Here is a 13,877-nt window from a genome sequence, read left to right as displayed (position 1 = left end):
CCCTTCAAAGTTTACATTTTTAAGTGTCTACTTTGAAGGGAGCATATCACTTATGGATTAGCTCTCCTTTTTTTTGAGAATGAATATTTATGTACCAGTCATTTTTGTGCTAAATGATTTTAAATTTTTAACTCCAAATATTTTCGTTATTGCTTTTAGCTGTCTGTTCTGCTTTTTCGAACTTTTCTCTATATTTACCGTTTGGAGAAAAATATTTTTCTCTAGCCAATCCTTTTTTTACTAACAGTTCATTAAACATCGTATCTTTATCCAGCCAAACATATGCCAGTGTACGACCATAACGATCTTCTTTTTCTTTATCATATTCTAAAAAGACATCTTTATCGGTTAAATGTTCTTTTGAAAAATCAGATGCTTCCTTACCATATGGTTGTACTGGCGTATTTGGTTTAACAGTTTCAGGCGTATCTACACCTATCAACCTCACTTTAATTTGTTCATGTTGACTATTATTTGCTACTAATGTATCACCATCAACTACACGCGCTACATGTACTTTCTCAGTTTCCTTTGGTCCATCATTATTATTTTTATCATTGGATGAAAAAGGCCCAGTTCCATTTATAAACTGAAATGCAAGTACGCCTAGTACAACTATACTTATAATTAATGTAGTCATTTTCTTTGTTGATTTCATTGTTGCACCCACTTTTTATGAATATACCAAATTATCATATAGAAAATTAAAGTTTACGTCAAGACGCTTATTTTAAATAAAAGCTAATCTTTTACATTAAATGAAACTTTAATAAGTCATAATTTTATTTTAACGTACTTAAGCAATCGTGATATAATACATAGACGATAGGAGTGAATAGTTTGAGTATATTTAAGGAGAACATGATTACAGTTATTGCGATTGTTATAGCAATCATTATAGGCTTAATATTACAATATCAATATCAATTTCCACCGCTTGTATCTGCAGTTGTGGCAATATTTTTAGGCATTTTCATTGGATTTATTGTTTTTATTATTCAAGTCATTGTAACTAAAAATAAGAAAAAATAGTGTCTTCTGCCGAGTGTTTAAACCGGCAGTTTTTTATTTAAGTTAACATAATATTATTATTGGAATGTACTAATAAACATGTTTTCCTTTTAAATATATATCTATAAAATCCTCCGATTTAATGCTTTTTCCAATAAAGTCCATGCTTCATGATCATATGCATCAGCATGAACTGGTCTGAATCCAAAATTAAGATACATATTGATTGCTTGGAAACTTGTTGTTTGAGAGGTTAAATATGCTTCATTATGATATTTAGCCAAAATTTTCATTGCTGCCGATAATAAAGGTTTAGATAATTGCTTGCCTTGATACTCCGGAATAATCGCAACCCAATGGATTCGTCCAGATATTTTGCTATCTTTTGTTAAATGGCCACACCAACCAGTTGCGGTACCAATCACTTCTCCTTTAGGATTCTCAAGAAACAAACATCTTTGTTCCATTTCATTAATATACGGTCCAAATTCTGTGTTAAAATGTGTCAGTGCTTGAATTGTGGTAGCAAATTCATTAACTTTCATTTCTAAATTTGCCCATTTTACTTCTTCTCCTATTTTAAAGTTACGAATTTTATATCCAACAGGTAATTCATACTGTGGAATACTTTCTAAATTTTCTCTTGTCATCTGTACTTTTAAATACTTCATTACATTCAACCTGCCATTCATAAATCAATTTTCATTAAAAAAGGTTGAGACGTGATGATTGTCTCAACCTCATATTGTATATTTTGTAATTCCCTAAAATTTAGTCGTCATTACAATCAATTACGCTTGTTCTTATTCTACTTCTTTTATAAATGTTAATATAGCGTGAAATTCTTCTTCATTTGCTGAAAAAGCACGCTCTTCTATTTCACGAACAGTTGAATTGAGTAATTGATAATCAGCTACTTCTTCATCTTTTAAATATGCATTTATGCTACTTTCTAATTCTTTTAAAGAACCCGCTTTTAATGTACTTAATTTTACTTCTTGCATTTAACTCCAACCCCTTTTAAATTAGTTTAAATCATTTCAATAAGACTAAAAGTTATTTTTCCTTTAACTTAAAAACCTATAAATATAATACACTATATTAAAAAATCTAATCTTATTTTAAAAAATTATATCACTTCGTACAAATTTTACATAACTTTTTCACTTTCTAATAGTTAAAAATAGGCTGAGTCGTCCCTAATTTGCATCCAAAAGTCACTAATAAAAACGAGCGGGTGCAAAAAAAGCAACCCGAATCACTTATAAATAAGTGACCCAGATTGCTTATATACCTAGTGTTTGCCCCTTTTGCTTAGCACCTAGTATTGTTTTAAATATTGTTCTCTTTCCCATTCAGAAACTTGAGTTCTATAGTAATCCCATTCAATTGATTTAGAGTTTATAAATTGATTATAAATGTGATTACCTAAAGCTTCTTTAATAGAATCGTTATCTTTCATTGCTTTAATAGCTGTATATAATGTTGATGGTAAATCTTGAATACCAACGGCTTCACGTTCTTCACGATTCATTTCATATATATTTTGATTTACTGGTTCAGGTACTTCTAATTTATTTTCAATACCGTCTAAGCCCGCTTGTAAAATAGCTGCTAATGCTAAGTAAGGATTGGCTGCTGGATCTACTGAACGAACTTCTACACGCGTTGATAAACCACGTGAAGTTGGTACACGGATTAATGGTGAACGGTTTTTACCACTCCAAGCAATATAGCATGGCGCTTCATAACCTGGAACTAAACGTTTATAAGAATTTACTAATGGGTTACATACACCAGTTAAACCACGTGCATTTTTCAGAATCCCCGCGATAAAATGATAAGCATCTTTAGTCATTTCCATATCGCCTTCTGGATCGTAAAATGCATTTTCTTTACCTTTGAAAAGTGACATATTGAAGTGCATGCCGCTTCCGTTGACACCAAATAATGGCTTAGGCATAAATGTTGCATGAAGATTGTGTTGACGTGCGATTGTTTTAACAACTAACTTAAATGTTTGGATATTATCACACGCAGTGATAGCATCTGCATATTTAAAATCAATTTCATGTTGGCCTGGTGCCACTTCGTGGTGACTAGCTTCAATATCAAAGCCCATATCCTCTAATTCTAAAACAATATCACGACGACAATTTTCACCTAAATCTGTAGGTGCAAGGTCAAAGTAACCACCATTATCATTTAGTTCTAATGTTGGTTCACCTTTTTCATCTAATTTAAACAAGAAGAATTCAGGTTCTGGCCCTAAATTAAGTTCACTAAATCCTAAATCTTGCATGTTTTTTAATACACGTTTTAAGTTTGCGCGTGGATCACCTTCAAACGGTGTGCCATCTGTTTTATAGACATCACAGATTAAACGAGCTACTTTACCTTGACCAGCCGTCCATGGGAAAATAACCCATGTATCTAAATCTGGATATAAATACATGTCTGATTCTTCAATACGTACGAAACCTTCAATTGAAGATCCGTCAAACATCATTTCGTTATCTAAAACTTTTTCTAATTGGCTTACTGGTACTTCCACGTTTTTAATTACACCTAAAATATCAGTGAATTGCAAACGTAAGTATCTGACATTTTCTTCCTTAGCGAACTTGTGTATGTCTTCCTTGGTAAATGTACGTTTTGCCATTATAAATGTCCCCCATTAATTTTATTTGATAAATCGAGATAAGTCCCCACGATTTATCGGAATCGCTTCTCGTTGTGGTTTCTGTGTAGCATCAACAATCATTTGTTTTCTCGTTTCTTGTGCATCATCAGAAAGGTGATCTTGTTCGTCATTTAAAATCTGTTTAATACCTTTTAAATTAAAGCCTTTTTCTATCAATCTTTTTATCTCTAAAAGGCGTTCCAAATCGTTTAACGAAAAAAGTCGTTTATTTCCTTCTGACCTATGTGGTTTAATCAGTTCATGTGTCTCATAATAGCGAACTTGTCTAGCAGTTAGTTCACTTAATTTCGTAACAACACTCATAGAGAAGACCGGCATGCTTCGTCGTATCGTATCTTTTGACTCCAATCCAATCACCTCTATTTTTGAACTTGTATTTAATTTAGCATAATTACTAAAGTAATTCAAAAATATGTCAGGTTTTCTAACATACACTTCAAAACATTGATTTAACTGGCTTTATGACAGTTTTGTTCAATTTAATCGCTGAATTTTCCGAAATTTTTTTAATTTAATAAAAAAAAGCCACATATACATTACAATTTGCTATTTGTCATAGCAATAAATGCAATTCAATGTGACATTTCTCTCAGGATATTAAAATAACTTTTCAACAGCTCTTGTTACTGCTAACTTAATGTGTTCATACGTTAAGCCGCCTTGTATATATGCTTCATATGGAGGTCTAATTGGACCATCCGCTGATAATTCAATTGAAGAACCTTGAATAAAGGTACCCGCAGCCATAATGACATCATCTTCATAACCTGGCATATAAGATGGTTCAGGACTAAAATGTGCGTTGATTGGGGAAGCTGCTTGAATACTTTGACAAAATTGAATCATCTGTTCCTTCGTATCAAAAGTGACCGTTTGAATCAAATCTGTTCTAGGCACATCAAATCTAGGTGAAGTGTGCATATTCATTTTTTCTAATAATAAACTCGTAAATAATGCACCTTTCAAACTCTGACTAACCACATGAGGCGCTAAGAAAAAGCCTTGGTACATTTCTTGCAATGAATATAGAGAGGCACCGGCTTCTTTACCAATTCCTGGCGCGGTTAAACGGTAACCACATCTTTCTACTAATGTTTCATTACCTACGATATAACCACCAATTTTAGCTAAACCGCCACCTGGGTTTTTAATTAATGAACCTGCCATTAAATCAGCGCCACATTCTATAGGTTCACGTTCTTCAACAAATTCACCATAGCAATTATCTACAAAAATGATGATTTCAGGGTATTTGGCCTTTATTTGTTGAATCGTATTTTCTATGTTTGTTAAATCTATGGATGGCCGTTGATCATAACCTTTCGAACGCTGAATAGCAATCACCTTAGTTTGCGTTGATATTTTAGTTAATACTTTATCAATATCAATTTCACCCTGCTTTAAGTCAACCTTATTATATAGTATCCCGTGTTCTTTTAAACTTTCTATGCCATTACCATTGATACCTATCACTTCTAATAACGTATCGTAAGGATCACCAGTGATATATAATAACTCATCCCCATATTTCAAAGTACTTTGTAATGCAATCGTGATCGCATGTGTGCCAGAAATAATTTGCGGACGTACTAATGCGTCTTCTGCCTTAAATGCATGTGCATAAACCGCTTCTAAATGATCTCGACCTATATCATCATAACCATAACCCGTTGTTCCCAGTAAGTCACTTTCAGATACTTTAACAGCATGGAATGCATCTAACACTTTTTCTTGATTAATATAAGCGATTTCTTCTATTTTTTTAAAATATGGTTCTAGTTTTGCTTCTGTTTCAGCTATTAATTGCTTCGTATTTTTCATCGTAATTCTTCTTCCTATTCTTTTTTAAAACCTTTTATAGTATAAGTTGCATCTGTTTCATTAAATTTAATTTCAGTGACAAGTGTATGCTGTTTTAAAAAATATAATCTGTCTGCATCAGCACTTGGTACCTTTTCTTCATAAGTAGTTAAAGCTGATTTTACTTGCTCAATAAGTAGTTGTTTCACTTTTTCTTCATCTGCTTCATTTTTACTTGACACAAATATTGATGGTAAATTAGTAGTCGGGACAGCACCTTCATGTAAATCTTTTTTATTAAAAATAATAGCTTGTGGAATATGCCCCATGTCTAAATCACCTATAATTTGGTTAACTGTATCATACTGAACACGATATTCAGGATGACTCGCATCTACGACATGTAACAACAAATCTGCACCTTTTGCTTCTTCTAAAGTCGATTTAAACGCAGCGATAAGTGTAGTTGGTAGTTTTTGAATAAAACCAACCGTATCAGATATGATTAAATTAAATCCATCATTAATTTGAATTTGTCTTGTCTTAGGATCTAACGTAGCAAAAAGCAAATTCTTTTCATAGGTTGCTTCATTAGCTAATGCATTAAACCAAGATGATTTACCTGCGTTTGTATAACCAATCAGCGCTACTTGAAACACATTATTTTGTTCACGTTTATTACGATAACGCTCACGATGTTCAACCACTGTTTCTAATTGATGTTTGATTTCATTCATGCGTGTTCTAATATGACGACGGTCCATTTCTAATTTAGTTTCCCCAGGACCTCTCGTTCCAATGCCTCCACCTAATCTTGATAAACTACGCCCATGACCTTGGAGTCTTGGTAATAAGTAATCTAATTGCGCCAATTCTACTTGTAACTTACCTTCTTTACTTCGTGCTCGAAGTGCAAAAATTTCTAAAATCAGTTGCGTTCTATCGATTATTTTAACATTCAAATTACCATTTAATGTTTTTGACTGTGCCGTTGTCAATTCATCATTAGCAACTACTACATCTATTTCATTCATTTCTACGTATGCTTTAATTTCTTCTAACTTACCTTTTCCAACGTAGTATTTATTATCAAAATGCTGTCTGTTCTGAGTAAATTCAGCTTGTACATTTAATTGGCATGTTTCAGACAATGAAGCTAATTCTTCCATTGTTGATTCAAAATCAAACACTTCATCGGTTTGAGCTTGTACTCCAACTAAAATTGCTGATTCTAATTTCTTTTTAGTCGTATGTGTTTGTTGGCTCATAACATGCACCTCTTTCAAAGTTTTCTTTGTCATTTTATCATAGTGTTTATATAAAGACTATCTTCTCAAATTATGTTAAATTATTAATAAGAGGTGACGCTATATGACTATATACGATATAGAAGTTCAAAAATCAAATGGTGAAACATACAAATTAGAAGAATATAAAAACAAAGTGTTGCTAATTGTTAATACTGCTAGTGAATGTGGCTTCACACCACAATTTGAAGGATTACAACATTTATACGACAATTATAAAGATCAAGGATTTGTTGTATTAGGTTTTCCATGTAATCAATTTGGAGGTCAAGAACCAGGCACTGGTGAAGAAGCTACGCAAAACTGTAAAATTAACTATGGCGTGTCTTTTCCAATGCACGAAAAGATTGATGTCAAAGGAGAAAATCAACACCCATTATATCAATTCCTAACAGAACAACAAAATGGATTTTTCAATGAAAAAATCAAATGGAATTTCACTAAATTTTTAATTGATAGAGAAGGTAAAGTAACCAATCGTTACGCACCACAAAAAAAACCAAGTCAAATTGAAGCAGATATTGAAGCGCTATTATAAATAAAACAATAATACAATAAGAAAGCTACACTTGATTATTTATATCAAAATGTAGCTTTATACCGTAGGCAAACTTTGCGCAAATTAATGCGTAGGGTTTGTCTATTTTTATTTATATCGTTGGTTTTGCCAGCTATCTCGAGTATTTTCTCAAGCATTTGTTCAAATAATTCTATATCATGAAAACGACTTGTATAATTTTTACTAAAATGACTGAATCTATTGATGGTTTACCATTATCAAGACAATATTTGCCTTCGACAAGTTTATATACAAAATTTAAATCTAATATCGTCCCGACTCTATGTAATCAATAATTATTAAGGACTAATTCATAATAAAAATCATTTCATATTGAGCTCTTTTATCAATCGATTTATTCATCAAAATAAACACCACTATTGCTTAATTTACATATATTATAATATTTTAGTGTAATATTGGCAGTGATGTATGCCGACTCCTGCGGGAATAGTACTAGCCGAAGAATACAGGCTAAGGCAGTGCCCACGGAAAGCGTGCACAAAAAAACTGCCAACAAAGTCAGAGACTTTGTCGACAGTCCGAAGCTACACTTGATTATTTATATCAAAGTGTAGTTTTTTTCATTTAAAGTATGCAAAAATAAATTGTTTTTTATATTATGCTTCTTCTACTGCATCATCAAGCGTGAATGTACTGATAGCATGTTTATAAATAAGATGTTGCTTTCCTTGTGTTAATAAACAAACTAAATTGTCATCATAATCTTCAATAATACCTTTCATTTGAAAACCGTTTACTAAAAATACGATAACTTTCGTTTGATCAGCCTTAAATTGTCCTAGGAATTTATCTTGGATGTTTTCTGTTGTATTCATGTTATGTTCTCCTTTTCTTTATTTGAACTGAAACTTCATCTAACATCAATGAAAGTGACATTTTCTCTCTATCTAACCATACTACGTCGAGCTTGTTTTTGAACCAAGTCATTTGTCTTTTAGCATAATTTCTAGAATGCTTTTTCAATTTATTTGTTGCTTCGGCTAGACTAGCCTCATTTTTAATTACAGGTAACATCTCTTTATATCCGATAGCTTGCATACTTTGACAAGTTTCAAAACCATCTTCAACGAGTTGTTTCACTTCATTTAGTAATCCGCGTTCCAACATTATATCTACACGTTTATTAATTCTTTGATATAAAGTTTCGCGTGACATTTCTATCCCTATTAATAATGTATCATAATTTTCTGTATATTGTTGGTTTTTCTTGCGTGAACTTAAAAGTTTTTTTGTTTTTAAATAATATTCAATAGCTCTTCGAACTCTTTTTCGGTTATTTGGGTGTATATTATCAGCTGAAACCTTATCTATAGACGCTAAATAATTATGCAACGCTTCATTTGTAAATGAATCTAGTTCGTTTAACTTATAGTCGACTTTAATTTGTTGTGCCTCAGATATCGTTTCATCCTCGAAGGCATAATTATAGATTAATGATTGGATATACAGACCTGTGCCACCAACTATGATAGGTACATGATTTCTATCCGTGATTTCAGTAATTAAATTTTGAGCTCTATTTTTAAAATCATATGCAGAAAAAGTTTCATCAGGTTCCAAAATATCTATCATATGATGAGGTATATCAGCCATCTCTTCTTGTTTTATTTTTGCTGTTCCAATATCCATATATTTATATACTTGCATGGAATCTCCACTAATTATTTCACCATTAAATTTTTTAGCCAATTCAATACTCAATTCTGTTTTACCAACAGCTGTTGGACCAACTAATGCAATGATGAATGGTTTATCGCTCTGCACTTATATCAACTCTCTCTATGCTTTATCTGCTCTGTTATATTTTTTTAAAATTTGTCTTTCTATCCAATCGTACATATGCTGCCATGTAGTCGTCGCATCTTTTTCAAATAACACTTCGTGTCTTTTATTTTTATATAAATGTACTGTGATATGTTGAATATTACCTTTTTTATATAGTTTCCCTAAATGTCTAATCCCTTTGCCATAATTACCTATCGCATCATCTTTGCCAGAAATTAGTAAAATGGGTAAGCCTGATTTCATTTTCTTTATATTTTTTAATTTACTTGTCTGTAACATATATTTTACTGTTTCAAAAATCAATTGATTTGAGACTAAAAATCCAGTATAAGGGTCTTTTTCAAATTTTTCTACTTCTTGCTCATCACTGGATAACCAATCATTTTTCGATTTACTATTTTTTATATTCTTATTAAAGGTTTTATACATTATTTGGTTTAACCATTTTAAACACCGTCTTTTTCCAGTTATTAAAGTGATAAGTTTTAAAACTATTTGTACGAGTTTCCCTAGGTATTTAGGGTACTGCATTGTTCCTGATAAAATCATGCCTTGTGCAACATCAGGATATTTTTGTGTGAAAATTCTAGCGATAATAGAACCCATAGAGTGCCCTAAAATAATATATGGCGTGTGCATAGAATCAGAATACAATGTCTGTGCAATTTCAAAAGTATCATCAGCTACTTGCTCCATACTATCAATATGACCACGTTCGTATGATTCTATATCTTTACCATGCCCTCTATGGTTGTGTCGCAGTACGTCATATCCTTGTTGATTTAATGATTCAACAAGCGCATCATATCTATCCATATGTTCCGCCATACCATGAAGTAAGTGAATAATACCAATCGTATCTTTTTTTGCCTTATTCAATTTCACCTCTAAAGTTGTCCCATCTGCAACAGTGATTTTAAACTCATTTCCACTCATGTTTTACCCCCAAATCACGTTTCGTTTCATTCATCATACATTATACAATATACCTTCAAAATACACTGTTTTCAAATACAATGCTATTAAGCTTTATTACATTTTACAACGCTATTATTAGTAAAATGTAATGCATTATATCTTAAAACTTACTAAAAAACACTGTGCCACTTTATAAATTTCAGATATAAAAACCCCTTCAAAGCTTACATTTTTTAATGTCTACTTTGAAGGGGAGAAATTATTATTCATAGTTTGAATCCACGAACCCATATATATGAGTATTCAATGATAAATTCTTACAATATTTAAATTTATTCTTTAACTACAGGTTGATTATTACCTGTTTGAGCTTCATCAATTGCAGTTTGAAGTTCTTTTGTAAACAAGTCTTTTTGAATATCTGTGTAGCCAAGTAACTCAGCCATTACATCAATCACTTGCTCTTTATAATTTAGAACATCATCTATTTTGAAATAAAGTTTACCAGTACGACGAATAAAGAAATCTGTTGGGCGATGAACCATTTCGTTTTGGATAGAATAAATCAATTCTGTATAAATATCTAATGGTAAACCAGACTCTTGATATTGAGCTGTTTGAGTAATTTTGAATAATTCTTCTACATTCGAACCATATTTCGTTGCAAAATGACGTGCTGTCGCATCATCTATTTGATAAGCTTTGGCATCTTCAACTTTTTTATCAATAAAGTTATCAAAGTTTGCACTGCCACCAACATCTCCACCAGAAATTGGTAAGTGTTTTGTAGCACATTTATCAAATTTCAAACCGTACTCTGATTTTAAGCGTTTTGATAATAAGTCCACAATTTCTAATGCCATATGGCGATAACCGGTTAATTTACCACCAGCAATCGTGAGTAAACCAGATTTACCTTCCCATACTTCATCTTTACGAGAAATTTCTGAAGGATCTTTACCTTCTTCTAAAATTAATGGTCTCACGCCAGCCCATGATGATTCAATGTCTTCATCTGCTACATTTACATCTGGGAACATATAGTTGATTGCGTCGATTAAATAATCTCTATCTTCTTGTGTTGCTAATGGTGACGTTTTATCATTATCATAAAACGTATCTGTTGTACCTACATATGCTTTGCCTTCACGAGGAATCGCAAAAATCATACGTCCATCTTTTTCAGTATCAAAATATACTGCTTGTCCTAATGGGAATTTCGATTGATCTATAACAATATGAACACCTTTTGTTAAGCGCAATTGTTTGTTATTACGTGCATAATCGCCACTGCGCACTTCGTCTACCCATGGTCCACTCGCATTGATTACTTTTTTAGCCTTAATTGGGTAAGTTTCACCAGTAATTTGATCTTCAGCTTGAATACCATTTACCTTTTCATTTGAGTCATATGTGAAATGTACTGATTTCGTGTGGTTAATTACTGTTGCGCCTTTTTCAGCTGCACGTTTCATAACTTCAATTGTTAAACGCGCATCGTCGGTACGATATTCAACGTAAGATCCGCCACCTTTTAAACCTGATTTTTTAACAAGTGGCTCTTTTGCTAACGTTTCTTTAGCATTTAACATTGTTTTACGTTCTGATTTTTTCACGCCTGCCAGTCTGTCATACATTGTTAAACCAATAGCTGTGGTGAATTTACCCATTGAACCACCTTTATGCATTGGCAATAGCATGCGTTCTGGTGTCGTTACATGAGGCCCATTTTCATATACAATCGCACGCTCACGACCAGTTTCTGCTACGACGCCCACTTGCAATTGTTTCAAATAACGTAAACCACCATGGACTAATTTTGTTGAACGTGAACTTGTACCTTGTGCAAAGTCTTGCATTTCTACTAACGCGACCTTCATACCTCTTTGTGTTGCATCTAATGCAATACCTGCACCAGTAATACCTCCACCGATAATGACAACATCAAAAGTATCATTTTTTAAATCTTTCTTAATCTGTTCTCTTTTCAAAGTTGATAAACTCATAAAATCTAGCGCCTCCTAGTAGTAATAAAAAAAGAGAGACCTATCCCATACATATATAATTGTACGAACAGTGTCTCTCAATTCTCATCTCGATAATATTAACTTACCCTTATTATAGCATAAGAAACTTAGATAAGTCTAATTCTTTTATTCATCGTCTAACTTAAAGACTTGCGTTGCTTCTACAGCTTTTTTCCAGCCTTTGTATAATTTATTTCTTTCTTTTTCTTCCATATCTGGATTAAATTCTTTTTCTAGTTTCCAACGGTTAGCAATTTCATCTTTATTATCCCAGAAACCTACAGCTAAACCAGCTAAATAAGCAGCTCCTAATGCTGTTGTTTCATTAATTTCCGGACGTTCAACACTCACGTTTAATAAATCAGATTGGAATTGCATAATAAAGTTATTTTTAACAGCACCACCGTCAACACGCAAGTTATTCACTGTAATATCAGAATCTTTTTCCATTGCTTCAAGTACATCACGCGTTTGATAACACAGTGATTCTAATGTAGCACGGATAAAGTGTTCTTTTTCAGTACCACGCGTTAAACCAAAGATTGCTCCACGTGCATCTGCATCCCAATATGGTGTTCCTAAACCTACGAATGCAGGCACAACATAAACACCTTCTGTAGATTCTACACGTTCTGCGTAGTTTTCTGATTGTGGTGCAGAATTAATCATTCTTAGTCCATCTCGTAACCATTGAATAGCTGAACCTGAAACAAAAATAGAACCTTCAAGTGCATAATTAACTTTTCCATCTAACCCATAAGCGATTGTTGTTAACAAGCCACTTTTAGATGCTACAGCTTCTTCACCTGTATTCATCAACATAAAGCCACCTGTACCGTAAGTGTTTTTGACATCTCCACGTTCAAAACAAGCTTGACCAAATAATGCTGCTTGTTGGTCACCTGCAATACCAGCAATTGGTACTTCTTGTCCAAAGAAATGATAATCAATGGTATTTGCATAAACTTCACTAGATTCTTTAACTTCAGGTAACATAGTGTTTGGAATTTCTAATATATCCAATAATTCTTGATCCCATTCTAAATCATGGATATTATAAATCAATGTACGGCTAGCATTTGTATAATCTGTAATATGTGCTTTGCCACCAGATAATTTCCAAACTAACCATGAATCAATGGTACCGAATAATAAATCTCCATTATCAGCTTTTTCTCTTGCACCTTCTACATTATCAAGAATCCATTTAACTTTTGTCCCAGCGAAATACGGATCTAATAAGAGACCTGTTTTTTCTCTGAATTTATCTTCTAAACCTTGTTCTTTTAACTCTTGACAGATGCCTTGTGTTTGACGTGATTGCCAAACAATTGCATGATATACCGGTCTTGATGTTTTCTTATCCCACACTACCGTAGTTTCACGTTGGTTTGTAATACCAATACCAGCAATTTGATCTGCACCAACGTTTTCTTCATTTAAAACTTCAGCCATAACAGCTAAAACAGACGTCCAAATTTCATTAGCATCATGTTCTACCCAGCCTGATTTTGGAAAATATTGTTTGAATTCACGTTGTGCAACGCCTTTGATTTTTCCGTCTTGATCAAACAGAATTGCTCTAGAACTCGTAGTGCCTTGGTCGATTGACAAAATATATTTTTCCATAATTATTAGCTCCCTCTTCTAATGTTCATAACACGAATTACATATGTAATTCACATTGATATACATACTTTTCTGTACCCTTTTTTTATTAGTTCACTCAACTAATAATTTTA

At 32.7% G+C, this 13,877-nt stretch carries 14 protein-coding genes; 2 read left to right on the top strand and 12 right to left on the bottom strand.

Annotated features, from left to right (window positions below; all coding sequences use genetic code 11):
• Positions 1-127 precede the first annotated feature (127 nt).
• Positions 128-658, bottom strand: a complete 531-nt coding sequence (gene nucI / locus CD032_RS12385; RefSeq protein ID WP_019468741.1) for a thermonuclease NucI — start codon at positions 656-658, stop codon at positions 128-130.
• 182 nt (positions 659-840) lie between these two features.
• Here nucI and CD032_RS12380 point away from each other — a divergent pair, with 182 nt between their 5' ends.
• Positions 841-1,032 carry a hypothetical protein gene (locus tag CD032_RS12380; RefSeq protein ID WP_019468740.1) on the top strand — a complete coding sequence of 64 codons (192 nt, stop codon included), beginning with the start codon at positions 841-843 and terminating at the stop codon, positions 1,030-1,032.
• Positions 1,033-1,133: 101 nt separating this feature from the next.
• Here the strand turns inward: CD032_RS12380 and CD032_RS12375 are convergent, their stop codons facing one another.
• The 6 genes from CD032_RS12375 to hflX form a co-directional block, all read right to left on the bottom strand.
• On the bottom strand, positions 1,134-1,682 hold the full coding sequence (locus CD032_RS12375) for a GNAT family N-acetyltransferase (protein WP_019468739.1): 549 nt from the start codon (positions 1,680-1,682) through the stop codon (positions 1,134-1,136).
• 132 nt (positions 1,683-1,814) lie between these two features.
• Entirely contained in the window at positions 1,815-2,015 is a 201-nt protein-coding gene (locus CD032_RS12370) for a hypothetical protein (RefSeq protein WP_019468738.1), read from the bottom strand.
• Positions 2,016-2,332: 317 nt separating this feature from the next.
• Entirely contained in the window at positions 2,333-3,673 is a 1,341-nt protein-coding gene (glnA, locus tag CD032_RS12365) for a type I glutamate--ammonia ligase (RefSeq protein WP_019468737.1), read from the bottom strand.
• Positions 3,674-3,694: 21 nt separating this feature from the next.
• Positions 3,695-4,063, bottom strand: coding sequence for a MerR family transcriptional regulator (locus CD032_RS12360; RefSeq protein ID WP_019468736.1), 369 nt, complete (start codon positions 4,061-4,063; stop codon positions 3,695-3,697).
• Between the two features lie 249 nt (positions 4,064-4,312).
• Positions 4,313-5,536 (bottom strand): methionine gamma-lyase family protein, encoded by a 1,224-nt coding sequence (locus CD032_RS12355; protein WP_019468735.1) that lies wholly within the window; start codon positions 5,534-5,536, stop codon positions 4,313-4,315.
• 14 nt (positions 5,537-5,550) lie between these two features.
• Positions 5,551-6,783: a GTPase HflX gene (hflX, locus tag CD032_RS12350; protein ID WP_019468734.1), complete on the bottom strand. Its 1,233-nt coding sequence runs from the start codon at positions 6,781-6,783 to the stop codon at positions 5,551-5,553.
• A 103-nt stretch (positions 6,784-6,886) separates the two neighbouring features.
• Here hflX and CD032_RS12345 point away from each other — a divergent pair, with 103 nt between their 5' ends.
• Entirely contained in the window at positions 6,887-7,360 is a 474-nt protein-coding gene (locus tag CD032_RS12345) for a glutathione peroxidase (RefSeq protein ID WP_019468733.1), read from the top strand.
• A gap of 641 nt (positions 7,361-8,001) precedes the next feature.
• Here the strand turns inward: CD032_RS12345 and hfq are convergent.
• From hfq to glpK, 5 genes are all read right to left on the bottom strand, one after another.
• The gene (gene hfq, locus CD032_RS12340) at positions 8,002-8,220 is read right to left on the bottom strand and encodes an RNA chaperone Hfq (RefSeq protein WP_019468732.1); all 219 of its coding nucleotides are present in this window, start codon (positions 8,218-8,220) and stop codon (positions 8,002-8,004) included.
• Between the two features lies 1 nt (position 8,221).
• A complete protein-coding gene (gene miaA / locus CD032_RS12335; RefSeq protein WP_019468731.1) occupies positions 8,222-9,169 on the bottom strand; it encodes a tRNA (adenosine(37)-N6)-dimethylallyltransferase MiaA in 948 nt (315 codons plus the stop codon).
• Between the two features lie 15 nt (positions 9,170-9,184).
• Complete coding sequence (locus CD032_RS12330) at positions 9,185-10,126, bottom strand: alpha/beta hydrolase (protein WP_019468730.1); 942 nt, start codon at positions 10,124-10,126, stop codon at positions 9,185-9,187.
• 314 nt (positions 10,127-10,440) lie between these two features.
• Complete coding sequence (locus CD032_RS12325) at positions 10,441-12,114, bottom strand: glycerol-3-phosphate dehydrogenase/oxidase (protein ID WP_103211520.1); 1,674 nt, start codon at positions 12,112-12,114, stop codon at positions 10,441-10,443.
• 147 nt (positions 12,115-12,261) lie between these two features.
• Entirely contained in the window at positions 12,262-13,764 is a 1,503-nt protein-coding gene (glpK, locus tag CD032_RS12320) for a glycerol kinase GlpK (RefSeq protein ID WP_019468728.1), read from the bottom strand.
• Positions 13,765-13,877 lie beyond the last annotated feature (113 nt).

Origin of the sequence: Staphylococcus cohnii subsp. cohnii, assembly GCF_002902365.1 — a bacterium.
GTDB classification, from domain to species: domain Bacteria; phylum Bacillota; class Bacilli; order Staphylococcales; family Staphylococcaceae; genus Staphylococcus; species Staphylococcus cohnii.
The sequence above is the reverse complement of the archived record's forward strand: the minus strand, read 5'-3'. Positions and strand labels throughout refer to the sequence as shown.